At 39.9% G+C, this 24,947-nt stretch carries 21 protein-coding genes, 1 tRNA gene and 2 pseudogenes; 16 read left to right on the forward strand and 8 right to left on the reverse strand.

Annotated elements, in window-relative coordinates; genetic code table 11:
- From L8106_RS33795 to cobW, 5 genes and pseudogenes are all read left to right on the forward strand, one after another.
- Positions 1–83 (forward strand): annotated as a pseudogene (locus L8106_RS33795) (YbaB/EbfC family nucleoid-associated protein); the annotation flags it as partial.
- Between the two features lie 24 nt (positions 84–107).
- Entirely contained in the window at positions 108–596 is a 489-nt protein-coding gene (locus L8106_RS19130; RefSeq protein ID WP_009786058.1) for a low molecular weight protein-tyrosine-phosphatase, read from the forward strand.
- Between the two features lie 113 nt (positions 597–709).
- Positions 710–1,924 carry a magnesium/cobalt transporter CorA gene (gene corA / locus L8106_RS19135; protein WP_009786059.1) on the forward strand — a complete coding sequence of 405 codons (1,215 nt, stop codon included), beginning with the start codon at positions 710–712 and terminating at the stop codon, positions 1,922–1,924.
- A 186-nt stretch (positions 1,925–2,110) separates the two neighbouring features.
- Positions 2,111–3,841 carry a DUF3352 domain-containing protein gene (locus tag L8106_RS19140; protein WP_083798447.1) on the forward strand — a complete coding sequence of 577 codons (1,731 nt, stop codon included), beginning with the start codon at positions 2,111–2,113 and terminating at the stop codon, positions 3,839–3,841.
- A gap of 134 nt (positions 3,842–3,975) precedes the next feature.
- Positions 3,976–5,010 carry a cobalamin biosynthesis protein CobW gene (gene cobW / locus L8106_RS19145; protein WP_009786061.1) on the forward strand — a complete coding sequence of 345 codons (1,035 nt, stop codon included), beginning with the start codon at positions 3,976–3,978 and terminating at the stop codon, positions 5,008–5,010.
- A 40-nt stretch (positions 5,011–5,050) separates the two neighbouring features.
- On the opposite strand, the gene L8106_RS19150 is transcribed toward cobW, so the two are convergent.
- The 3 genes from L8106_RS19150 to L8106_RS19160 form a co-directional block, all read right to left on the reverse strand.
- The gene (locus tag L8106_RS19150) at positions 5,051–5,359 is read right to left on the reverse strand and encodes a hypothetical protein (RefSeq protein ID WP_009786062.1); all 309 of its coding nucleotides are present in this window, start codon (positions 5,357–5,359) and stop codon (positions 5,051–5,053) included.
- Between the two features lie 110 nt (positions 5,360–5,469).
- The gene (locus L8106_RS19155) at positions 5,470–6,567 is read right to left on the reverse strand and encodes a DJ-1/PfpI/YhbO family deglycase/protease (RefSeq protein ID WP_009786063.1); all 1,098 of its coding nucleotides are present in this window, start codon (positions 6,565–6,567) and stop codon (positions 5,470–5,472) included.
- A 222-nt stretch (positions 6,568–6,789) separates the two neighbouring features.
- Positions 6,790–7,374: a general stress protein gene (locus L8106_RS19160; RefSeq protein WP_009786064.1), complete on the reverse strand. Its 585-nt coding sequence runs from the start codon at positions 7,372–7,374 to the stop codon at positions 6,790–6,792.
- Between the two features lie 295 nt (positions 7,375–7,669).
- On the opposite strand from L8106_RS19160, the gene L8106_RS19165 reads away from it, so the two are divergent.
- Positions 7,670–8,266, forward strand: a complete 597-nt coding sequence (locus L8106_RS19165) for a DedA family protein (RefSeq protein ID WP_009786065.1) — start codon at positions 7,670–7,672, stop codon at positions 8,264–8,266.
- A gap of 90 nt (positions 8,267–8,356) precedes the next feature.
- Here the strand turns inward: L8106_RS19165 and L8106_RS19170 are convergent, their stop codons facing one another.
- The gene (locus L8106_RS19170; RefSeq protein WP_009786066.1) at positions 8,357–9,382 is read right to left on the reverse strand and encodes a glycosyltransferase family 2 protein; all 1,026 of its coding nucleotides are present in this window, start codon (positions 9,380–9,382) and stop codon (positions 8,357–8,359) included.
- A gap of 1,308 nt (positions 9,383–10,690) precedes the next feature.
- On the opposite strand from L8106_RS19170, the gene L8106_RS30820 reads away from it, so the two are divergent.
- The 4 genes from L8106_RS30820 (at position 10,691) to L8106_RS19190 (ending at position 15,076) form a co-directional block, all read left to right on the forward strand.
- Positions 10,691–13,075, forward strand: a complete 2,385-nt coding sequence (locus tag L8106_RS30820; protein WP_009786067.1) for a DUF1565 domain-containing protein — start codon at positions 10,691–10,693, stop codon at positions 13,073–13,075.
- A 121-nt stretch (positions 13,076–13,196) separates the two neighbouring features.
- A complete protein-coding gene (gene psb28, locus L8106_RS19180; protein WP_039896737.1) occupies positions 13,197–13,532 on the forward strand; it encodes a photosystem II reaction center protein Psb28 in 336 nt (111 codons plus the stop codon).
- A gap of 116 nt (positions 13,533–13,648) precedes the next feature.
- Positions 13,649–14,164 carry a molybdenum cofactor biosynthesis protein B gene (locus tag L8106_RS19185; protein ID WP_009786069.1) on the forward strand — a complete coding sequence of 172 codons (516 nt, stop codon included), beginning with the start codon at positions 13,649–13,651 and terminating at the stop codon, positions 14,162–14,164.
- Between the two features lie 126 nt (positions 14,165–14,290).
- Positions 14,291–15,076: a peroxiredoxin-like family protein gene (locus tag L8106_RS19190; protein WP_009786070.1), complete on the forward strand. Its 786-nt coding sequence runs from the start codon at positions 14,291–14,293 to the stop codon at positions 15,074–15,076.
- A 233-nt stretch (positions 15,077–15,309) separates the two neighbouring features.
- On the opposite strand, the gene L8106_RS19195 is transcribed toward L8106_RS19190, so the two are convergent.
- Positions 15,310–15,705, reverse strand: coding sequence for an SH3 domain-containing protein (locus L8106_RS19195; protein WP_009786072.1), 396 nt, complete (start codon positions 15,703–15,705; stop codon positions 15,310–15,312).
- Between the two features lie 462 nt (positions 15,706–16,167).
- Entirely contained in the window at positions 16,168–16,374 is a 207-nt protein-coding gene (locus L8106_RS19200; RefSeq protein WP_009786073.1) for a hypothetical protein, read from the reverse strand.
- Between the two features lie 26 nt (positions 16,375–16,400).
- Here L8106_RS19200 and L8106_RS32375 point away from each other — a divergent pair, with 26 nt between their 5' ends.
- From L8106_RS32375 to L8106_RS19210, 4 genes and pseudogenes are all read left to right on the forward strand, one after another.
- Entirely contained in the window at positions 16,401–16,607 is a 207-nt protein-coding gene (locus tag L8106_RS32375) for a hypothetical protein (RefSeq protein ID WP_156803747.1), read from the forward strand.
- A gap of 274 nt (positions 16,608–16,881) precedes the next feature.
- Positions 16,882–22,608, forward strand: coding sequence for a serine/threonine protein kinase (locus L8106_RS19205; RefSeq protein ID WP_009786074.1), 5,727 nt, complete (start codon positions 16,882–16,884; stop codon positions 22,606–22,608).
- A 32-nt stretch (positions 22,609–22,640) separates the two neighbouring features.
- Positions 22,641–22,751, forward strand: a pseudogene (locus tag L8106_RS31655) (RNA polymerase subunit sigma); the annotation flags it as partial.
- Between the two features lie 194 nt (positions 22,752–22,945).
- Complete coding sequence (locus tag L8106_RS19210) at positions 22,946–23,179, forward strand: DUF6737 family protein (protein WP_009786076.1); 234 nt, start codon at positions 22,946–22,948, stop codon at positions 23,177–23,179.
- Here the strand turns inward: L8106_RS19210 and clpS are convergent.
- Complete coding sequence (gene clpS, locus L8106_RS19215; RefSeq protein WP_009786077.1) at positions 23,176–23,469, reverse strand: ATP-dependent Clp protease adapter ClpS; 294 nt, start codon at positions 23,467–23,469, stop codon at positions 23,176–23,178. The two genes, L8106_RS19210 and clpS, sit on opposite strands and share 4 nt — an antisense overlap.
- 363 nt (positions 23,470–23,832) lie before the next feature.
- Positions 23,833–23,906 (reverse strand) — tRNA-Arg (locus L8106_RS19220).
- A 90-nt stretch (positions 23,907–23,996) separates the two neighbouring features.
- On the opposite strand from L8106_RS19220, the gene moaC reads away from it, so the two are divergent.
- Together moaC and L8106_RS19230 are read left to right on the forward strand one after the other, a co-directional pair.
- Positions 23,997–24,509: a cyclic pyranopterin monophosphate synthase MoaC gene (gene moaC, locus L8106_RS19225; protein WP_039896720.1), complete on the forward strand. Its 513-nt coding sequence runs from the start codon at positions 23,997–23,999 to the stop codon at positions 24,507–24,509.
- Positions 24,510–24,641: 132 nt separating this feature from the next.
- The gene (locus L8106_RS19230; RefSeq protein WP_009786080.1) at positions 24,642–24,902 is read left to right on the forward strand and encodes a 2TM domain-containing protein; all 261 of its coding nucleotides are present in this window, start codon (positions 24,642–24,644) and stop codon (positions 24,900–24,902) included.
- Positions 24,903–24,947 lie beyond the last annotated feature (45 nt).

The raw sequence follows: 24,947 nt of genomic DNA on the forward strand, positions 1-24,947 counted from the left end.
AAGCCGCCTACGAAAATTCCACGGCAACCATGCGACAACGGATGGAAGAATTAACAGGGGGACTTAATTTGCCCGGAATGTAATTTCATCAAGGGTAGCTCAAATCAATGCCTTATCAGTTACTATTTGTCTGTCTAGGGAACATTTGCCGCTCTCCCTCGGCAGAAAATATTATGAATCACCAGATTGAACTTGCTCATCTGGGTCGTAGTATTCTCTGTGATTCAGCCGGGACTTCTAGTTATCACATCGGAAGTCCCCCCGATGCTCGTATGACAAAAGCGGCTTCATCACGAGGGATCTTGCTCAAAGGTCAAGCCCGTCAGTTTGGACGAGAGGACTTTGAGAACTTTGATTTAATTTTGGCGATGGATTACGATAACTATGAATCTATTGTTCGCCTTGATTCGGCTCGTCAATATCAAGACAAAGTGAAGCTGATGTGTGAGTTCTGTCGCCATCACAATGTTCAGGAAGTTCCCGATCCCTATTATGGTGGCCCGGAGGGGTTTAATCAGGTGATTGATATTCTACTCGATGCCTGTGAAGGCTTGCTTGAATACGTCCAGAAACAACCCCAATTTAAAGCGGTTTAGCCAAAGCTAACGAATTTTGGGGAATACTGTTTTCACTGAGTGAAAGCTGTTCTGTACGCTGTGAAAAGCCAAACTTCCGAAAATCTCAGATGAACCCGTGAGAACTCAATTCTATGTCACACAGTCTCACTCCTTCCCCAACAACGGGACATTCTCCAGAAGAGGAAGAAGACTCAAACTTCGACTATTTCTACGATGAACCCGGAACTTTACCTGGAACACTAGACCTTGAACCTGATGACCCGCCACCCGAAATCGTCTTAATCGACTATAATCTCGCCAAAACAACTCGGGTAAAACTCGCTCAACCCCAAGACTGTATTCCCTACTTGCAATCGGAAACGGTGAGTTGGCTCGATATTCAAGGACTGGGAAATACAGAAACGTGGCGACAAATGTCGCAAATTTTTCAATTTCATCCCTTGGCTTTAGAAGACGTGGTTAATATTCCCCAACGTCCGAAAGTCGTCTATTATGAAAATCCTGACCAAATTGTAATTGTCGCCTGGATGGTCTTACTCAAACCCGACTCAAAGACGCTGCATCGAGAGCAGGTGAGTTTGATTTTAGGAGACAATTACCTGATTACGGTTCAAGAAGAACCCCGATACGACTGTTTACAACCGGTACGTGATCGGATTCGCAATAATCACGGGAGCATCCGCAAGCATGGAGCCGATTATTTGGCTTATGCGATTTTAGATGCCATTATAGATGGCTTTTTTCCAGTCATTGAACATTACAGCGATCACCTCGAAGAACTCGAAGATGAAGTGCTGTTTAGACCAGGCCATCATACCCTGTGGAAAATCTATGAAGTTAAGCAAGAAATGTTGGTTTTGCGACGGGCTATTTGGTCGCAACGAGACGCTATTAATATCTTAGTTCGTGATCGTACACGCTTGATTAGCAAACGAGTTCAAGTGTATCTACGAGACTGCTATGATCACACCATTAATATTCGAGATATGCTCGAAACCAATCGTGAGCTTTCTTCCGATCTGATCAATATTTATATGTCCACAATGAGCAATAAAATGAATGAGATCATGAAAATTCTCACGGTCATTTCGACTATTTTTATTCCCCTCACGTTCATTGCTGGAGTCTATGGGATGAACTTCGATCCCGAATCCTCTCCCTGGAATATGCCGGAGTTAGATTGGTACTGGGGTTATCCCGTTTGTTTGGCTGTGATGCTCATTATCGGAGTCAGTCTATTTCTGTTCTTTAAGCGAAGGGGTTGGTTTGAAGACTTTTCTGACTTACAACAGAACCAAGAAGTTAAAGAAGGCCATAGGTGGGAGGCAGAAGGCCGAAGACGGTAATAGACCCCGATCAACGATTTCTTTCCCCAAGAAAAAATCCGTGCTACTCATAGAAGCATTAGCGAGGGTTAAGACTCTTAATCTTCAGATTAAACAAAGCTGCAATTGACATCTTGCCAAACTTCCCTTTGATATGTGATAGTTTGGGAGATTAAAGACCATTATCAAACGTCATCGTTGCTCTCCATGATGTACAAAAACAAATCATCCCTCTGGTTGACACTGGGAGCGGCTGCTCTTCTGATTGCAGGGGGAGTCGCGACCTACTACTTTGTACTTTCGAGAAAAGCCCTCGAAAACGTTCCGATTGGGGCGAATATCGTGCCGACTGATGCAATGATGGCGGTTTCGTTCTCTACCGAACCCAAACAATGGGAAAAACTACGCGAGTATGGCACCACTGAGTCCAAAGCCGCCCTCAACAAAACCATCCAAGACTGGCGCGATCGCTTATTTACCGATAGCGGTTTTAACTACCAAGAAGACATTCAACCGTGGATCGGAGATGAAGTTATGGTGGCTTGGCTGCCGCATCAAACCATTACTTCTGGAACGCTACCGAAACCAGATTCCCCCCCTTCCTCTCCCACAGAACCTGCAATGGTGATAGTTTTTCCGATTGCTAATCCCCAAAAAGCACAGGAAGTTCTGGCCCAACCTAAATTGTTGACAGAAGGCGAGATCAGTGAACGAACTTATCGCGGAATTGAAATTATTGAAACTCAAGGTTTACCGACTCAAAATTACTCAATCGCGGTTTTGGGTGAAAAGTTTTTGTTGGTGACGACAGATGCCAATGCTACAGATCGCACAATTGATACTTTTCGAGGCGAAGCATCGATTGCGAAAACCCCAGGTTATGCCAACGCAGTTGAAAAAGTTCAAACTTCCAGATCTTTTGCGGAAGTTTATCTCAATATTCCGGTGGCGGCTAGTGTGGCTTCTTTTACCTCCGCCCAACCCATTCCTCCCGAAAATCTAGAAAAATTACAGCAGCATCAAGGGTTTGTCAGTAGTGTTGTTTTAGAATCGGGTGGGATTAATTTCAAAGGAATTTCTTGGTATAAACCCAGTAGTCAGAAAACTCTCACCGTTGAAAATCAATCTCAGGAAATGCTGGAACGGATTCCTGATAATGCAATGATGGTCATGGTGGGGGGAAATTTACAGCGACTTTGGCAAGACTATAGCCAAGATGCTGCTTCTAATCCGATTGCTCCTTTTAATCCAGAAGCTCTAAGTTCTAGCTTAAAACAGGCGACACAAATGGATTTGGAAAAGGACTTTTTGAGTTGGATGGATGGAGAATTTTCTCTAGCATTGATTCCGGCAATTCCGAATAAACAAACCCCCCAAAAGTTTTCGGCGGGATTGGCATTGATGGTGGAAACGAGAGATCGCAAAGCCGCAGAAACAGCCTTAGAAAAGCTAGATGCGGCGATGAAGTCTAAAGATTTTCAGATACAACCCGCCCAACTCCAAGGTCAACCTGTTGTGAAGTGGACTTCTCCTTATGGGGGTTTCAGTGTAATTCGAGGTTGGTTAGAGGAAGATGTGTTATTTGCAACTTTGGGGGCGCCGATTGCCAATCAAATTTTACCGGAACCCGAGAATACGATTCCCTCAGATTCTTTATTTAGAGAAACAGTACCCACCGAATTAAGTCCGAATAATGGCAGTTTCTTTGTTGATGTCGAACAAGTTTTTGATCGCCGTAATCTGTCTTTACCTCAGCTTCCCCCGGCACAAGCGGTTTGGGTGAATGCGATACAATCGATTGGGGTAACTGCCGCAGTGGTTAGCGATCGCAGCACTCGTTATGATATTTTTGTCAACATCAAAGAGAATAGTCTACCAAGTGTCACCCCATCCCCAGAAGAAACTCCTGCTGCTGAAACTCAGGAAGGTTCACCCTAAATCATTGGCTTTGGAGTGAGTTTCCTGATTTTTACCAATCACTAACTCGATTGCTAGAACAGGGTTAACCTCTCAAATTAATTCATTCTTCGCAATGAAATCATCTCCCTAAACTTTAACTCAAAATACTCACGATGCACAAAATACCCGTTACTGTTGTTACTGGATTTCTCGGCGCCGGAAAAACAACTCTACTTCGTCATCTCCTCCAAAATAATCAAGGACGCCGAATTGCTGTTTTAGTGAATGAATTTGGAGAAGTGGGAATTGATGGAGAACTGTTACGGTCTTGTCAAGTTTGTGAAGAAGATGAATCCCCTGAAAATAATATTGTAGAACTCACCAATGGTTGTTTATGCTGCACCGTTCAAGAAGAATTTTATCCCACGATGCAAGAACTTCTTAAACGCCGCGATCGCATTGATTGTATACTGGTAGAAACCTCTGGATTAGCTTTACCTAAACCCTTAGTTCAAGCCTTTCGTTGGCCTGAAATTCGCAATAGTGCCACAGTTGATGGTGTTCTCACCGTTGTCGATGCTCAAGCTTTAGCAGCAGGAACTTTAGTGGGAGATTTAGAGGCTTTAGAAGCTCAACGTCAAGCTGATCCGAATTTAGAACATGAAACCCCAATTGAAGAATTGTTTGAAGATCAATTGGCTTGTGCAGATCTGGTTTTATTAACCAAAACTGACTTAATTGATCAAGCTTCGTTAATAAAAGTGCGAGAATGGTTAAGCCGAGAACTTCCCCCTGGAGTTAAGGTTGTTTCTTGTCAACAAGGAGATGTGGAAACGAATCTTTTGCTTGGGTTTAATGCAGCAGTAGAAGATCATTTAGAAAGTCGTCCGAGTCATCATGACCACGAAGAAGAACACGAACATGATGATGATATTAATTCGGTACAGCTTATTGTTGAGCAAGCCTTTGAACCGATTGCTTTAATTGAAAAATTAAAAGAATTAGTACAGCACCAAGAAATTTATCGAATTAAAGGCTTTGTTGATGTTCCAAATAAACCGATGCGAATGGTCTTACAAGGAGTGGGAAATCGCTTTGATTCGTTTTATGATCGGTTGTGGTTAAGTGATGAACCTCGTCAAACTCGCTTAGTTTTTATTGGGCGAGAACTGAACTCAACTCAAGTCGAACAGGCTATTTTGAATTGATTTTTGGGTTGAGAGTTTTAACAATAATAAAAAGTTCAGATCAGTTGGGTTGAGTTGATGGTTCGACCCAATTTATTTTAAATTTTCTGCTCGTCTGAATACCCGTATATTTGGGAGTTATGTGGTTTACAAACGGGGGTTTAATCACATTCTCAGAGTGATCATGGGACGTAGTAATGTTTAAGTAAGGAACAGCTAATGCGGTGAGACTGCTGCTATAGATTAAAAATAAAAATCCGAGTAAAATAAAAGCTGAAGGGAATAGAGAATGACGTTGAATACAGTGTAAAGTTAAGATACCGATAACAATCGTTTCTAATCCTACTGCAATCAAATCGACTAAATTCATTTTGATTTCTCCTGTATTAATAGGCAAATAGAAGAAAGCAGAAAGAATAGAAATTCAACCCCGATCATTTTCTAGATTTCCTCTCTACTTTCCTCTATTGCATTAGTTCTTTAGCTCATAACTGCCATCGTTGTAGGCATGGGAGCTTGAACATTGTTACCTAACCGAGTTCGATACAAAGTTGCGATTAATTCTTCATGCTTCCGAAGATTTTCTTCGATTTCTTCTAATACAAAAGCCGTTGCCGGGTCTGTAACTTGAACGCACAAATGAGAAGAATCAATAATACCTGTTTGGATGTCACCTAAAGCACGCCGCATCAGATCTTGATCACTGCTATTAGACTGCAACCAACCTTGCAATGTGGCAAAGGCTTCACTTCCCATTGCTTGCCAAGTGACTTGTTCCCCAAAGTCGCGCAGACGCGCTTCTAATAGTTCAATGTGACGTTGTTTGGTACCGATGGCTTCCCGCAATAAAATCACAAAGTCCGGGTCAGAAACTTGCTTGCTGTATTCTTGAAAAGCGGCGAGGGTATAACGTTCCCCGACGATCGCTGTATTGAGTACATTGACAATATCATTTTTGCTCGACCCTTTCCAGGCTTCACCCAACGTCCACCATTCAAAGGCTTGGTTTGTCGGATCGGGTAACGTTGTGCCTTCGATAGCCAAATTGAGATAGCTGAGTAGGGTGACTGTAAACATCGGTAAGTCACTCGGTTGTCGAGCGGTAATTAAGTTGCTATCGACAACCACAGGTTCATTGACGTAGGTTGCGCCTGCATTTTGGATGTCCTTGCGAATGGCTTTAAAACCTGTTGCTTGTCTACCCCGTAAGACATCCGCATCAATTAAGACTTGGGGGCCATGACAAACCGCAGCGATGGGTAAACCCTGCGCCATACCATCAATTACCAGTGTGACTGCATGAGGGTTACGACGAACTTTGTCGGGTGCAGCACCGCCAGGGATGAAAATCGCATCAAAGTCTTCTGAACGAACTTCTGCGGCGGTTGCGTCGGGTTTAGCGGAGGCTTTACCCCGCTTTCCTTCGTATTCGTCGTTCATGCGAGAACCGACAATGATGGTGTTTGCGCCTGCTTTTTGTAATGCGGTATAAGGAACTAGAAATTCCGAGTCCTCAAAACCACTTTCGAGTAAAATTGCAACTCGTTTTGAACTGGAACCATTTGATAGTGAAGTCATTTTAAGCTTTCCTAACTAACTGATACAACAATCGTTATGATCGTGAATAAACGAAAATAATTTGGATATACAATCTTTAGTTTAGGAAATTAAGCCGATCTAATTCCTCTACCCCGAGAGGGAATTGTTGAGATGAGAGGGGAAGATTAAAAACCCGGCTTCGTTCAGAAACCGAGTCTTTGGGTTAGTTTTTGGGGTCAAATTGGTGATTTTATCGCGCATCTAGAACGAGCGGTTATAAGTAGGATTGACTCGGCGATCGCCAACGGTTCCGGGTATACCAAACAGATGTAAATCTCTGACTTTGTAGTCGTTTAATAAAGCTTCAGCATTACGAATTTCCTGATCAGTCCCTTCCATTAAGACTAAATAATCACCGTGTTCATGGACACGAGAATTGTAATATTGGGCTTTATCTTCGGGTAAACCCCAACCAATTAAAGCACCCACTAAGCCACCACCGACAGCACCGATACCGCCACCAATCAGGGTATTTGCTAATATTAAACCCAATTCTGCAACGGGTCCAACTCCGGGAATTGCTAATACTCCTAAGCTTCCGACTAAACCAATTAATCCACCTGCGGTGGTTCCTGCGACAGCACCCGCACTGGCGCCACCTTTAACTTGATCACCTGTTGTCTGTTCCACATTCGCCTCTGCAATATTACCGTCATTTTCATGGCGAGTCACTACAGAAACTTTATCCATATTAAAACCAATATCTCTGAGGCGATGTAAAGCTGCTTCAGCATCTCGGCGATTAGAAAATAATCCAACTGCTCTCGTTGTTTCACCTGTATACATAATATTTCCTCTCTTATCTATAATCAGAGTAGCGGTTAGTAATCAAGTATTGATTCAATCTTTGGGTTGATTTACTCGATTTTTATTTCGATTGAAAGAGTCTAAAATTATATGCTGATATTTTTGTCTATCACAAGGAATAGCTTCTCTTTGATGTTTGAGATTTTGAGCGGATCAACAATCTCTATCAAAAGGAATAAAATTTTATCTCGAATGTTAGATGTATAGTTTCATCTTTTCATTTAATATATAATATTAGGCTAATTTATGATCACACTGTATCAAGCAAAAATTAATGTTAGACTGGATTACTCAAGGTATTGCAGATTGGGGGTATATGGGAATTGTACTCCTCATGTTATTAGAAAATATTTTACCTCCAATTCCCTCAGAAGTGATCATGCCCCTGGCTGGCTTTACGATAGCCGAAGGTAAACTTAGCTTTATTGGTGTAATTTTATCAGGTGTACTGGGTTCAATTTTAGGCGCATTACCCTGGTACTATTTAGGTAAGAATTGGGGAGAAAAGAAACTAAGAAAATGGATTGAGTTGCGAGGTCAGTGGTTAACTCTTTCTGTAGAAGATCTTGAACTTTCTCAAGAATGGTTTAATCGCTATGGAAATTGGGTTGTCCTTTTAGGTCGAGTCATTCCCGGAATTCGCACTTATATTTCCATCCCTGCTGGATTAGAAAATATGCCATTATTTTCTTTTTTAGTTTACTCAACTGTGGGAACAACGCTTTGGATTAGCTTTTTAACTATTATTGGTTATTGGCTTGGAGATAACTACACCTTAGTTAAGCAATTTCTGAGTCCAATTTCTACACTGGTTATTGTAATTTTATTAATTACCTTTGGCATCTGGTTTTATAGACGAAAAAAACGATAGATTTGCTATCAGAGAAGTGAAATAACACTGATAAAAAGAGAGCAAAGCCCAGAAATTAACTGAACTTTACCCTAGAAGTTAACTGTGATTTTATGCAGCGTTGTGATTGTTAGAAGCTTCTGTGAAATTGAGAGTAGCGTGAGCGGGTAAGGTTGGAGAAATCTGTTGGAAGCCATACTGACGCAGCAATTTTTTACGGTAGAGATCGCGATCACCTGTAACAATCTCTATTCCCCGTCGTACTCCCCATTCTGCTAAATTGGTCATACAAGCGATTCGCTCATTCAAGGGTAACGGTAGGTGTGTAATTGCATCAAGGTATTCTTTGAACTTGACGTAACCCACCAAACGAGTCGAAATTTTTACTTTGGGATCAAACCAAGCTAAACGACTGGCGTTATCTTTAAGTTTTCCCATGTAAGAAGCTTTGTGAACTCGATGAAGGAATAAGCGTTGTTTAACGTATCCCATATCACCAAGTAAAAGGATTTCCGCCATCAAGTTGCGATCAGAACCCACATAACTTCCATGAAGTTTTGTTTGAGTCAACAAGTCTGTACGCATGACTCCAAAAATATCTGTGAAGTGGTTCGCCCACAAAACACGCCAGAAACGTTCACTCGGACGAGAACTATTCAAGGGCAGATCGTTGTCGTGAGTTCCATAGATCTCACCCTGATCATTAATTTTATAGGATAAACAATGAGCCACTGCCAGCTTAGAATCACGATCTAGCAACTCAACACATTGACGTAGATAATCCGGATCTAGGATATCATCGTGAGCCGCCCATTTAAAGTAGGGAGCTAACCGAGGCTGAAACACAAAGTTAAAGTTAGGTGCAGCACCGATATTATCCTTTTGTCTGTGATAGATAATTCGTGAATCACAAGCTGCAAACTCGCGACAAATCTCCTCTGTCGCATCGGTAGAGGCGTTATCACTGATGATTAATAAAAAGTTTGTTAGGGTTTGAGCCAAAATCGATTCTATGGCGGGACGCAGGTAATTCTCACCGTTATAAACAGGTAAGCCAATTACTACTTTGGGATTGGTTTGTTCTGCAACTGAGTTATTTATTGTGGAATAGAGATCAAAGTTTGAGTTATTTTTCATAACTTCCCCCGTAAAATAAATGTCTACAAAAGTTTATACTTCCTAACTCAGAAGCACCCAGAAAAGTTTTTATTTATAAATACAGCCTTAAATTAGATGTATTTAGATAAGAATATAATATTGTATTGCTACTTTTGTCAAGGGATTTAATGTGAACTTTTGATTCAAAGTCAAAGCTTAATGAAAAGATTGAATTGTTTGACTTTTACAGACCATGATTTCAATCAAAATCTTGGTTTTCTTGACTTAAAGTTGTTAAGATTAGCACAATCAAGTTAAAAAAAACAAACGCTGTTTTTCCCTGATAACAGTGGATCTTCAGCTAATCAGCTATGTAGCTTTAGCTTATAATCTACGAGAAAAAGCCAAGAATAAACTGATTTATAGTTTACGATTTCAACTTAAGGTGTTCTGCTCTCAATATTTTATATTTTAAGCCTCTGAACGTAATTTTTTTTAATTCCTTAACATTTAAAAACAATAAGTTTGATTTGTTTTAAATCTGTTCTATTGCTGATCGAAGTTCAATCATTGAGTGAATCAATCATCAAAGTTTCTCCCATCTATTACAATCAAAACACATGAAACTATAAACAATATAAAGTGTAGTGTACATCCAACAGCTCAATAAAAACACCCCATTATATAAAGTTCAAAGCAATTTCTGTAAAGATTTTGTAAAATCTCCGGATCAAAGTGGTCAAACCGAGTCAGGAAGGGAATCTCTGTGTACGCGACCCACCTCAACACTCATGGTACACAACACAGCTTCCTAAACGAGACTGCTTAGTGTTTAATATTGCCACCCATACTGCTTTCGGCGAACTCATCTAAGTAGGTCGGCGGGAAATCTGATTAATATGTAACAAAACGTTAAGTCTGAAAGGAAGAGTAAAAGTTAAAAAGCTATGCTCGTATGAGGGATAATTCTTTGAGGCGGTTGGATGAGTGGGTTAATCTTTTCACGAGAAGAAGGGTTTCGCAGAAGAACTGTACCATTTACTCCTAAAGTTGCTAATATTTTTCCTTTTTTTTCCTAAGCCTATACTATACCTTTTCTGCTTTTGACTTCTTGAATGGCTTGTGCGACTTCCTGAGTAATAATTACACAGTTACAATTTAACATCTTACAGGATACTGAAGATTAAGTGGATCAAAAAACTAAATAACTATTGCCTTCTCAGGATTAGAAAGCCATTGAACGATTAAAAAAATTGCAGAGATTCCTGATTTTTCCAGAACAATGTTCAACCAAGGTGTAATTGAATCATAGAATGAGCGAGGAGGGTTAGGTAGCCACCGATAGCGATGACAACGATATATGTCAATCCAGCTTTAGGTAATGATCAGGGTGAAGGTAGTCAGTCAGTGCCTTTAAAAACCTTGACACAAGCATTATCTCAAGCACAGTCTGATACAACAGTACAACTTGAGGTTGGAACTTATAGCGCCGCCAGTGGAGAAATTTTTCCGTTAAAGATTCCCTCTGGAGTAATAGTTAAAGGTCAGGAGTCAGGGAAAGGCAGTGGTATTTTGATTGAGGGGAGTGGTCTTTTCCCGAGTGTGAGTGCAGGTCGTCAAAATGTTACTCTGTTGCTAGAGTCAGATGCTCAACTTCGAGGTGTCACCGTCAGCAATAGCGAGATTCGTGGAACCGGGATTTGGTTAGAGTCCGCAACAGTAACAATAGCCAATTGTACTCTCACTCATAACAAACGGGAAGGGATTTACGCTACAGGTTCAGGAAGTCCACAGATTCTCAATAATCTGTTCATCGACAATGAAGGCTATGGCTTGTCGATAGTCGGGACTGTCACCGGAAAAGTAGGGGGAAATATCTTTCAAAATACTGGATATGGCCTTTCCATCCAAGACCATGCTGCTCCTTCTGTTAGCGATAATGGCATTTTTGAAAATCGCTCTGGGATATTGATCTCAGGTGATGCCAAACCCATCTTACGCCGCAATAAAATTGAACGCAATAGTAGTGATGGCATTGTCATTACTCAAAATGCAGCCCCTGACTTGGGATCTTCTCAAGATCCGGGGAGAAATACCTTCACCGCTAATGGTGGATTTGATGTACAAAATACCAGCCAAGTTGCGATCGCTTCCTTTGGCAATCAGGTTAGCGGAAATCGCATTCAAGGTAATGTGAATGTTGTTGCTCAGAATTTTACTACAATTTCAGTTATGACTCTTTACGTTAATTCCATCACAGGAAATGATTCTAACTCGGGAACTCAATCGAGTCCATTTAAAACAATTACAAAAGCCCTCCAACAAGCCCAAGGGGGAACCGTTGTGCAAGTCGCACCGGGAACCTATAGCGCAGCCAATGGAGAAAGCTTTCCGATCTTTGTCTCATCTGGGGTGAAGCTATCTGGAAATGCAGCGAAAAAAGGTCAGGATACTCAAATTACCGGAAGTGGGCGGTTTACCAGTCCAAGTGCGGCGGGTCAGAATGTGACGGTGTGGATGGAAAATAATTCTACACTAGAAGGATTTAGTGTCACCAATGACCAAATTCGCGGTACAGGCGTTTGGATCGAATCAATTTCTTGTACGGTAAGTCAATGTACTTTTGCTAAATCTAAGCGAGAAGGGGTATTTATCACCGGAACGGCGACTCCTGAAATTTTAGACAGTGTGTTTCTGCAAAATGGCGGGAATGGAATTGCTTTAGCCGGAAATGCCAAAGGGGAAATTCGCGGTAATAAGCTTCAAGATACTGGATATGCGATCGCGGTGCAATCTCAAGCCGCGCCCTTAATTGTGGATAATGAGATTACCGGAAATCGCACCGGATTGGTTCTCTCGGGCAGTTCTAAACCCGTTTTACGGAAAAATCTAGTTGAAAAGAACCTCCAAGATGGGTTAACTGTGATTGCTGATGCCCTTCCCGATTTAGGCAATAGTCAAGATCCGGGTGAGAATATTTTCCGCGATAATGGTAAGTATGATGTGCAGAATGCGGGAAAGTTTAAACTGATATCAGTCGGAAACCAAATTAACCCGAATAACACAAAAGGAAATATTGATTATGACATTCCCGATCCGACACCGACTCCCACACCGACTCCCACACCGACTCCCACACCCACACCCACACCCACTCCCGGAGGCTTAAAAGATATTAGCGGACATTGGGCAAAAGCGTTTATTGAGGGGTTAGTTGATCGAGATATTATTAGCGGCTATCCTGATGGTACTTTCCGACCCGATAATAGTTTAAGTCGCGCTGAACACGCCGCATTATTAGCAAAAGCGTTTGAACTTACCCCCATTCGTTCCGGGACGAACTTTAAGGATATTGCCTCTGATTTCTGGGCGAAAGCGGTAATTGAGAAAGCTAACCGGGCGGGATTTTTAGCCGGGTTCCCCGATGGTACGTTTCGGGCTAGCCAAAATTTAACCCGCGCCCAAGCAATTGTATCGTTAGTGAATGGGTTGAAGCTGACCGGGGGAACCTCTAACTCTTTACTGGCTTACAGCGATCGCGCCCAAATTCCAAGTTTTGCGACGGATGCGGTGGCGACAGCAACAGAAAAACGGATGGTCGTTAATTATCCCCGTCGGGATTTATTGTCTCCTCAACGGGATATTACTCGCGGAGAAGTTGCAGCGATTTTCTATCAAACCTTGGTAGCAACAGGTCGCGCCCAGAGAATTGATTCTGCTTATATTGTCTAAGCTGAGGTGAAGTTCGAGAAATTCATCTTCAATTTTTGAGGGCATCTAGTTTTAGGTGCCCTTGGCGTTTTATGATGGAGGATGGAAATTTAACAATTGTTTAAAATCTGTTCGTAACATTATGGCTACAATCCAATTTGCAAAAGGAATTGATGAAGATGTAATTCCGAATGTTCGTTTAACTCGTTCTCGCGATAACACTCAAGGAACGGCGACTTTTTATTTTGATAATCCCAAAGCCCTCGCGAATGATTTTGCTGAGGAAATTACGGGAATGTACTTAATTGACGAGGAAGGAGAATTACTCACCCGTGAAGTGAAAGCAAAGTTTGTTAATGGTAAACCCGAAGCAATAGAAGCATTTTATTTAATGCAGTCGGAGGAGGAATGGAATCGGTTTATGCGGTTTATGAACCGTTACGCTGAAGCCAATGGCTTAGAATTTAGCAAATCTTGATGGTGTGGTGAGGGAAGTCGGGAAAGGTCTTTACGTCCCGTTTAACCTGACTTCTCATCAGAAAATCGGTATTTTTTCAATCATCTTTACCAGAAGTATAAACGAGAAAATCGACGATGACTTCATCCCATCCTCATGCTGATCATGGTGAGATTAAGATCAATTGTGTGGTGATTACGGTGAGTGATACTCGCACTCCGGAAACCGATAGTAGTGGTCAGTTAATTCAAGCTTTACTCCAACAAGCGGGATATCAGATTAGAGAATATTTGATTCTTCCCGATGAACCTGGAGAAATTCAGACCGAAGTTCGGGGGTTATGTCAACTTCCTCATCTCGATGTTTTGATTCTCAATGGGGGGACCGGAATTGCACCCCGCGATACAACTTACGATGCAATTGAAGGGATTTTAGAGAAAACGTTGCCGGGGTTTGGTGAAATTTTTCGCAGTTTGAGTTACGCTGAAGTCGGGTCACGGGCGATCGCTTCTCGGGCTGTGGCTGGAATTTGTCAGGGGACTTTGGTGTTTTCGCTTCCCGGTTCAACGAATGCAGTTAAGTTAGCAATGGAAAAGCTAATTTTACCTGAACTAACTCATCTGATCACTCAATTAAAACCCTATAAATTTTAAATTTTAACCCGCATTTTGACGGTTTAAGTTCAACACTTTTTTGATAACTTCACAAAACCCTAAACTCATTAATCCCCCTGTTAATGGAGTCAAGGGAAAATACAGGAATTAGTAGACAGGTAGCTGATGAATACATATACCCTCTTGAGTCAAACTGAACGCCAACGGGTGAGTGATGGAGTTGTAACCTCTATCTTGAGCGGTTGCGAATCTTCACCCTGGCAGTTAGTGCTAATCTTGCCACAATTGGGAGATTTCGATAGCTTGGAGTATGCTTGGTGGTTGCGACGAGATGCCGAACAGTTATCTAAGCAACAAATAGCAATTCGAGCCGTAGGAATTGGCGATCGCAGTTCGGGTCAGCGATTCTGTGATTATACTGGATTTCCGCCCGCTTGTTTGTTTGTCGATCCTACTGCCAAACTGCATCAAACACTCAACCTGTATTCAGGTCTATCTCTTAAACTACCGGGTTTATCGCCAGGTGTAAATGCTTGGCTGAACCTGATGCTGATGTGTGCCGGAATTGGTAGCCCCGGTACTTTGGCGGAAGTGTTTCGCGGATATCGGGGTGATGCCAAAGCACCTCAGTTAATTGACGATGAAGAAATTGTTCGCGCAACCCCCCTACCCCCCTTAAAAGGTTCATTCTTCCAATGGGCAGGTGGTCGTGGTTTTCAGCGTCCATTTGAGTTAGCAACTTTGCGACTGCGAAATATGACAGAAGTGCTAACAAACTGGAAAACCTATGTTCCTAATTCTACCTATCTGACTCAACGAGGAGCCACTTTCCTTTTCAATCAACAGGGAGAATTACTTTATGAGCATCGTGATCGCGCTATCCTTGGGTTCGCGGCTAATATGAGTAGTCCGCTCTCTTTCCTCTCGGGTTTTGTTACTCATAAAAAATAACTATACTGACCAACTTAACCAACCTTTTGTGATTTTGAATGAAGTTTCTGTTGAGGGCTTAACTCAAGCAAGTTTTGTCAGTAAATTAGCCCTGATAAACCCATCAACCGACGAAAATAGTTAACGCTATCGAATAACTCTTGCCACTTTCATATAAACAATGAAGCAAAAGCGATTGCATTTAGACTCATATGGAGATTGCCACCCGGAATAATGCACAGCCATGATTTCAGCTATTCACAATAATACTTAGGCATAAATTTTATGCCAAATATTAAGGAACGACTTCTATTAAACGCTTGAATAGATTCGAGACTATTTTCTTGGGAATTAGCTTTTACTTTTTGTGTATTACCTAAGTTGGCTAAAGTCTTAAAATGAGTTTCTTCCAATACAAATATATTTTTGGCAGGTATCCAACCTCTTAATTCAGGCTGATTATGTTGTATATAATACCAGTTTTTTGAGATATTTCCATCCACCTGATGAGATTTGACTATAAGAACTTTATCTCCCGATTTTGCCACACCAATAGAGGCTGCATCTCTGGAAGGTTGTTGACGAATCTCAACTGTTCCGTTGGGAAAAAAAGTTCTCAAAAAACCAGTCTGACCATTTCCACTACTCATTTTAAAATTCCTGCTCTTTTAGCTGACTTAGAGATTACAGTAATAATCTTAAAAAAGGCACTAACCCATGATTTAGTTTTTTACCTAGCCTAAAGTTCAGATCTAAACTGACTCTAGCTGAATACAAACCGGCTGATTAACAACAAGAAAAATCAAAATAATACTCGAAAAAATGTTTAAAAGATTAAAATTACACTCAATAATATTTTTGAAATAATTTTTATTTGCTGTGATTAAAAGCTATCCTTAAACCAGAGATATTGAATTTTTAGGCTCTCCATAAACTCAAGTAACAGAAGCCTCTCACTTTAAAACAGGAGACTATTTTTATCTTTAAAAACTGCTAGAGCAATGTGACTTAATTTGTAAAAAATTAACCAGTTTAAGCCCCCATGATTTGGGGTTTGGGGGCAATATCGTTTACAACGGGTTTATAATTGCTATAGTTTCGAGGGGAAGGTTTTAGTTAGACTCTAAAACTTCTCCACTAAAAACTGCAACTATATAATCAGATGTAACTTCATCCTCTGGCGGAAGTTTTGTTAAAGTGAAAATTCCAGATTCATAACTCAAAACTTCATATTGTACTCCGGTTGAAGCATTGGCAATGGTGTCACCAACTTGAGGAAAATGATTGAGTTGGTTGTGTTCTACTGTGATTTTACTCATTAGTTGTCTTCTTGTGAATCATTACATTGTACAATTTTCTGGCGATCGCAATTACTCCCGATAATCAATCTACAACTAATATTAATACTCTGACATTTAAGTCGGTTGACGTTGAAAATAGTCCTTATGGCAAGGCAATAGGCACTCATGCCACAGGGAATAAATATTTAAATATTGTATATTTTGTTACATACCTCTATTTTTTCACACCGACTTACTTATTCAACAGTTGAATGAAAAGCATAGCCTATAGGGTGTTGGGCTATCAGATCAGTAATTCTACTGAGAACGATCTAATTTTTGATGCTCATAAAATTTTCAAAGTTCCGTAATTACCCCGTAGCTATCCAAGTTTAAAACGCTTAATCTGGAGAGTAGAGTTTGAAATAAACTCATCCAGTTGCCACCACCAAAATTTCAATTAAAGCTTGATTAACGTGCATCATCTCAAATCCCCTAATTCTAATCTAAAAAGCAATTTTTAACAATTTTTAACCAGGTAAAATCATGGAAACTCTACCCAAACCTACTCTTAAATCTCGCCTGAATAGTCCCGATATTCATGTTAGACTAAATGCCTTGCAAGATTGCTTAAAATCTAACGAAAACTTGGATTTGTTTACACGACAGGCGTTAAAAGATCAATCCGAAAAAGTACAACAATCAACCTATTGGATTTTGCAGGGATGCAATTCGGATTTAACTAAAAACGGTAACTTCCCCGTTGCTACCGATACAATTACAAGTATTGTTATCAGTCCTGATCATAAATATATTGTTGGCGGAAGTTGGAAGATAGTTAGAGTTTGGGATGCGGAAACCGGAGAATTATTACGAAAATTTGAGGCGGATTCTCATTGGGTTTTGTCTGTTGCTATCGCTCCAGATAATAAAACTATAATTACGGGGGGTACAGATAGTCAAATTAAGATTTGGAGTCTGCAAACAGGAGAAAGTTTATTTACCTTGGAAGGACATTCGAGTTGGGTAACAACGCTCGCCGTTAGTCCTGATGGAAAAAAATTGGTCAGTGGAAGTTGCGATAAAACCCTGAAAATTTGGGATTTAAACACCAGAAAACAGCAACATACTCTAACCGATCATTCGGGGTGGATTTGTTCTGCTGTAATTAGTTCTGATGGCATTATAGCCAGTGGTAGCACCGATAACACGATTAAACTATGGAACTTAAATAGCGGTAAACTCTTACAAACTCTCAAGGAACATTCGGACTGGGTTCAAGCCTTAGCGATTAGTTCAGATGGTGAACGGCTATTTAGTGGAAGTCGAAATGGAGAAATAAAATTTTGGAAAAATGTTCCTTCCGATAAAAACAACAAAATAATCAACGCTTTTAAAGTATTAATTATAGCTATTTCACTTATATTGGTTAAGTTTACAGGTGGAATGAGTCTGGGTTTGATGTCTATTTTATTAAATCTTAATAATGATCAAGAAAATCCCAAAAAATATGACTTTGTTTTCAGTAATACTATTTTCAAAAAATCCACTACAATTCAAGACTTTAAGTTGACTCCAGATGGAAAGACTCTCGTGATTGTAGACAGTAATAGTACAATCCGGTTTCAAAATATAGAAAAGGAAAAATATTGGATTTTAAATTCTAGCTTGATTAATTGTATAGCAATTTCTTCCGATTATAAAAAGCTAATTTGCGGAAGCTGTGATTGGCTAAAAGTTTGGAATCTAGACACGAAGGAATCACCCTATACATTTAAAGGAAGTTCCAAACCTGAATTAAGCAAAGTTCAAATTGTAAGACCTACTAAACCTTTGGAAGTCGGAGAAGTTTATCAGTTTAAAGCTCAAGGATTTGACCAAGATGATCAAATATTCAAAATAAGTCAACCTGTAATTTGGCAAGTTACAGAGGGTAAAATTAATCCTCAAACGGGTGAATATAAAACAGGTCAAAAAACGTCTAAAGTTACCGTTACAGCAAAAGTTGGAGCTTTTCTAAAGGATTGTATTAGTATTGATGTTGTAGAACCGTTAAGGCTTGATAAATTAGTCATTAAACCGGGTTTTGTGTCTAAGCTGTACTTTCGGGAAAAACAAACGTTTACCGTCGCAGGATTCGATCAACATAATAAAGAATTTAAACTTGAAACTGTTTCTTGGAATGCAACGAGTGGAACCATCGAAAATGGTATCTATACAGCCGGAAATAATGAAGGGACTTTTCAAGTTACCGCCAAATCTGGAAGTATTAGCAGTAACGAGGTAACGGTTAAAGTTCTTGAACCTCCCAAGCTGACGACTTTAGAAATTTCCCCATCTTTTGTTGAATTAGAATTTGGTGAAACTCAGTCTTTTACAGCCAAAGGTTGTGATCAATATAAACAGACTATCAAAGTTGATCAGGTTTGCTGGACTTCAACAAGTGGAAAAATTGATGAGGATGGAACTTTTACCGCCAGTCAGACCGAAGAAAAAGTAAAAATTACCGCTACTGTTGGAGAAATAAAAGCTGAAGTTGAAGTTACAGTCGTTGAACCTGCCAAGTTAACATCTCTAGAAATCATTCCTTCTGATTTCACTTTAAAGCCGGGTGAAACTAAACAATTAAAAGTTCGTGGTTTTGACCAACATCAACGGGAAATTTCAACGAGAAATCCTATCATCTGGGAAGCAGAAGGTCTTGAAATTGACAACAACGGCTATCTAACAGTTAGTCAAAATACAAAAGGAAAATTTACAGTTCAAGCTATTTCACCCGAGTTGAATGTCAAAGGTTCTACTACTGTTGAAGTTCCGGTTGTTGTTAAAAAGTTAAAGATTAAACCGGAATATATTTCACTCAAACCCGACAAACCCTATCAATTTACGGCGACTGCATTCGATCAAACCGATGCAGAAATTGAAGCCTATGATATTTATTGGGATTGTAAATCTGGAGGAAAAATTGATTCTCAAGGTGTCTTTGTTGGAAGCTATAAATATCCTCAAGTTGAAGTCATTGCTTCTGTTAATTCTGTGAATGCTAGTGCAACCGTTGAATTAGAACCTGTTTTAAGAACAATCGAAGTTACTTCCCAAGAAATACAGCTACAACCTTATGAAAGCTATACTTTTAAAGCCAAAGGATTTGATCAGTATGGTCATTCTTTTAAAGTTGATAAAGTTCATTGGTATGCTTCAGAAGGTCAAATTTACGAGGATGGAACTTTTGTAGCAGATAATCGAGATGCTGATGTTACGATTACTGCAACTGCTAATAACATTTCAGGTAAAGCATTTGTTAAAGTTTTTGAACCTGCGCGTCTTGATTCTATCGAGATTGATCTATCTGAAATAATATGGAACCTTGATTCATCTTTAATAATATTGTACCCCGGTCAAACTTTCCAATTTACAGTTAAAGGTTTTGACCAAAGGGGGAATGAATTTCCTGTTAAGTCTGTTTATTGGAAAGCGGTAGGAGGAAAAATTGACCAACAAGGTTGTTTAACTGTTGATGAAAACGCTAAAGGTTCTTTTGAAGTTACCGCATCTATTCCCAGCCATAATCTCAAAGCCTCTGCTCAATTTATTGTTCCTCCTGTCTTAGAATATTTATTTATTTCGCCAGAAAACATATCTGTTGAACCGAATCAGCCCGTGAATTTTGATGTTATTGCATACGATCAGACAGGCGAACTCTATGCTTTGGATGATTTGAAATGGGAGTGTAGTCCAGGAGGTCAAATCAGTTCTAATGGAGTTTTTCAAGGAGGATATGAAGAACGTTATGTAACTGTTACTGCGAGTGTGGGAGAAGTTTATAAAACTGCTTCTGTTCGGTTTATTTCAAAGACTTTTAGAGGGTCTGATGATACCCAATCAATTTCAAGCAAAAGTCAGCCTAGAGTTACTAATGCGAATCAAGATTTGCCTATTGAACCGCACATAGAAGAATCTTCATCGGATGGTAATGAAGTATTTGATCAAGATTCTAATGACTCGAATGACCCCCCATTGGACTTAGATAATCAAGATTTTAATGACTCGAATGAATTCCCATTGGACTCAGAGAATCAAGATTTTAATGACTCGAATGAATTCCCATTGGACTCAGAGAATCAAGATTATGATGACTTGAATGAACTCCCATTGGACTTAGAGAATCAAGATTTGCCTATTAATCCGCACACAGAAGAATCTTTATCGGATGGTAATCAAGTATCTAATCAAGATTATGATGACTCGAATGAACTCCCATTGGACTTAGAGAATCAAGATTTGCCTATTAATCCGCACACAGAAGAATCTTTATCGGATGGTAATCAAGTATCTAATCAAGATTATGATGACTCGAATGAACTCCCATTGGACTTAGAGAATCAAGATTTGCCTATTAATCCGCACACAGAAGAATCTTTATCGGATGGTAATCAAGTATCTAATCGAGATGCTGATGTTACGATTACTGCAACGGTTAATAACATTTCAGGTAAAGCATTTGTTAAAGTTTTTGAACCTGCGCGTCTTAATTCTATCGAGATTGATCTATCTGAAACAATATGGAACCTTGATTCATCTTTAATAATATTGTACCCCGGTCAAACTTTCCAATTTACAGTAAAAGGTTTTGACCAAAGGGGTAATGAATTTTCTGTTGAGTCTGTTTATTGGGAAGCGGTAGGAGGAAAAATTGACCAACAAGGTTGTTTAACTGTTGATGAAAACGCTAAAGGTTCTTTTGAAGTTACCGCATCTATTCCCAGCCATAATCTCAAAGCCTCTGCTCAATTTATTGTTCCTCCTGTCTTAAAACATTTCTTTATTTCACCAGAAAATATATCTATTGAACCGAATCAGCCCGTGAATTTTGATGTTATTGCATACGATCAGACAGGCGAACTCTATGCTTTGGATGATTTGAAATGGGAGTGTAGTCCAGGAGGTAAAATCAGTTCTAATAGAGTTTTTAAAGGAGAATATCAAGAACGTTATGTAACTGTTACTGCGAGTGTGGGAGAAGTTTATAAAACTGCTGATGTTACATTACTTCCGGTTTTAAGAGAAATTAAGATTAATCCGAGTTCAATTATTCAATTAGAACCTTGTGAAGAGCAGCAATTTACTGTAATTGGCATAGATCAGTTTAATTGTGAAATTAACTCCGAATTAGTGATCTGGGAAGCAACGGGGGGAACAATTAATCAACAGGGATATTACACTGCGGGTTATGATTCAAAGGGATTGTACAAAGTCAAAGCTAAGGCTTATAAAAACGATCTCAGAATAAAACTCTTTATTTTCGGAAGCTATCTGGAAACTTTTGTAAAAATTATCCGGGAGTTAGAACGGGTTTACTCTCTGGGAATAAAGCTATTTGGTAGTACAGAAGAAAATTCGGAATTTGATGGAGAATGTGAGACTGTAGAAGAATTTGATATTTCAGAGGTTGCTCTAGATTCTGATGTATCTATTCTTGACTTAAATCTACAATCTTGGATACTGAAACAAAAGATAAAATTTATCTTGCAAATTCTAGATTGGATTGCCAAAGGATGTATTTCAATATCAGCAATATCTGATTCTGTAGACGTTGAAATTATTCCCGTCCTTACAACACTAGAACTATCTTCAAACAAACCAGAACTTCAACCCGGTGAACAGTGTACTTTAACGCTTAAGGGGGACGATCAAGTTGGAGATTCAATTAAAGTAAATGATGTTAAATGGCAGTCCAAAGGAGGTCAAATTACCGCGAAAAAAGATAATCAATTATTGAATTTCATGATTTCTAAAAAGTCTAACGATTTGATTGCTGAATTTGATTTTATTGCTGGCGATGTAGAGGGGGAATTCTCAGTTCAAGCTAGAGTTGGAGAAGATAGTGATTCAATCTCGATAAAAATTAAAGATACAAATTATCAGTTTACTTCACCGAATGATCAGCCACAAAATCCCGAAAATAATAGTTCAAGCAATTCAAATCATCAGTCACAAAATTCCGCCAATAATAGTTCAAGCAATCCAAATCATCAGTCACAATATCATGCAAATTTTGATAAAGATTCCGATCCCATACAATTATTATTGCATCGATTAACAACGGAATGTAAGCCGCACAAAATCAATAGATATGAATTGGTGAGAGTTGTTTCTAGAAAAGTAAAAAGAATAATGTATGGGTCTGATCATAAAATTACTGTAAAACAAGCCACTGTTTTGGCGATAGAAGAAATTCTAGAAGAAGCTAAAAAGAAAATCGGCGCCGCCTAGTAAGTTTAAAGAAACATAGGATGTTCAGCGATCGTGAACGGGTTCGTCAAATTGAAGCCAAAGCCTTACAAAAACTCCGTCAACCCAAGCGTTCCAACCGAGTTCGTCATTACTTAGAATATTTCACAGGACGGGGTGACTAGGAAGCTAAAATGTAGATTGAGTAGTATTTAATCGATTTTGAGGGTAAGTCTGATAGAATTGTGGAAGCATTTTTCACGCATTAGCGGTATGGTCGATAATTGAGACTGTGATTTTTCTAGCACAGATTACTCTCATTACCAAGTTACAAGGCTTTTAGCAGGGTTGTTACCCCAACAGATTCAATACTTTTTTTATGACTTCAGAAAATCCTAAACCCCTAAATCCCTGGAATTATAAACCTTGGTGGTGTCAACCTTGGTCAATCTTGTTAACAGGAATTTCTTTAATTGCAGGAAGTTGGCTAGTCTTTCAAACCCTTTGGTTAACTGCTATTATTGCGATTCCGATTTTAGTTTGGATGGGATACTTTCTATTACTCTGGCCAAAATTAATGGTGGAAAGCGGTATCCTAGACTCCAAACGTTAAGCCTTTTCTAAGGGGGCCATCGTTAATCCCTCTCGGCTTAATTGAGTATGATAAAGTTCAGCCTGTTCTAGAGGGCCAACCCATACCGTTGCTTGACCTTCAAAGTGAACTTGATTCGTAAGTTTCCAGGCTAGATCACTATTCATTCCTGGAATATACTTCATCAGACAACTAGAAACGTGTTCAAAGGTGTTGAAGTCGTCGTTCAGAACAATTACCTTATAGTTGGGATAAGGTTGCTGGGTAACTTGACTGGAACGACTGGGCGCAACAGTAGGAGAAGAAGTCATGGGTCAGTTACCAGAACAAGGGTTTAACAACTCTACAATCAAAACTTTAATCCAAACTCAACCGAATAGCTCGGATATACTATTGGCAAATTTAGCCATTAATCTAAAGATATAACACAAATCTACAACTTGACAAGGGGTTAATCTCCATAACACAAGTCAAGAAATAAGTCAAGGGTTCTTTTCTGAATTTTTTGAGCTACAGGACTAGCCGGACTCGAACCGTGCTTATAGTCTGTAACTCTTATAACTCGTTGATCACGTTTACTCAATCTCCACACAAGTAGAGAAGTAAGTAAATAGCAAGTAATTCAACTTGAACTATCTACTTGAAATCACGTTAGTATAAGGTTTTAAGAAGAACGGGCTAGGAGGGATTCGAACCCCCGACACCGTGGTCCGTAGCCACGTGCTCTAGTCCACTGAGCTACAAGCCCTGACAACTCTAAGGTTTAAGATCGCATTTGACAGGTCAAATTGATCTTTAACTTATCGCCTGAGTCATCATAATAACACATTTTTGCAGAATGACAAACAATTTCCCCAAAAACCCACAATCCTTAACCCACCTCAACGATAGAGGAGAAGTGAATATGGTTGATGTCTCGGCTAAAGCCTCTACTCGTCGAGAAGCGGTGGCGGCAGGTCAAGTGCGGATGTCTCGCTTAACGTTTGAAACACTGGTCGCGGGCAACGCACCCAAAGGAGATGTGATCACAACCGCCAAACTCGCGGGAATTATGGCCGCTAAACAAACCGCTCAGTTAATTCCCTTGTGTCATCCCTTACCTTTAAGTAAAATCGATGTTCAACTCACCCCAGATCCCAAACTTCCCGGTTATCAAATTCGCGTTCAAGTCGTCACCGCTTCAGAAACCGGAGTCGAAATGGAAGCGCTAACTGCGGTGTCTGTCACAGCGTTAACCCTCTATGACATGGCAAAAGCCCTAGAAAAATCAATCCAAATAGAATGTATTCGCCTGGTGAGTAAAACGGGGGGAAAATCGGGAGACTATTACAGTCTGTCAGAAGAAAAATAGCAAAATAGTTCTCAGCTAACATTTGCTGTGAATTTTTTGTGACTAAATGTATTAAATAAATGTTCAGGCAAAACAGATCTCGCTTAAAATAGATATAGAGACATAGTAAAGAATTGCTTAGGAGCGAAAGAAATGCCTCCCCGTTGGCCTCGACAACCCGACCGTAAAGATCCCGCTTATCGACGCTTAGATGACCGCATGAACTTTGCTGTTCATGTCGCATTTTTTGCACTGTGCAATTCCGGTTTATGGTTTTTTCAGAACATTCAAGCGGCAAAATGGCCCTGGGCTATCTGGGTAACAGGGGCTTGGCTGCTTCTTCTGGGGATGCACGGAATTTACATTTTTGCGATCGCAGACTATACTTCTGTTCGACAAAATCAACCCAATTAAGAGATACATTGTCTAGAATAAGAGGGAATGGCTGGAGCGAAAGCT

This window comes from Lyngbya sp. PCC 8106 (assembly GCF_000169095.1).
Lineage (GTDB): Bacteria > Cyanobacteriota > Cyanobacteriia > Cyanobacteriales > Microcoleaceae > Capilliphycus.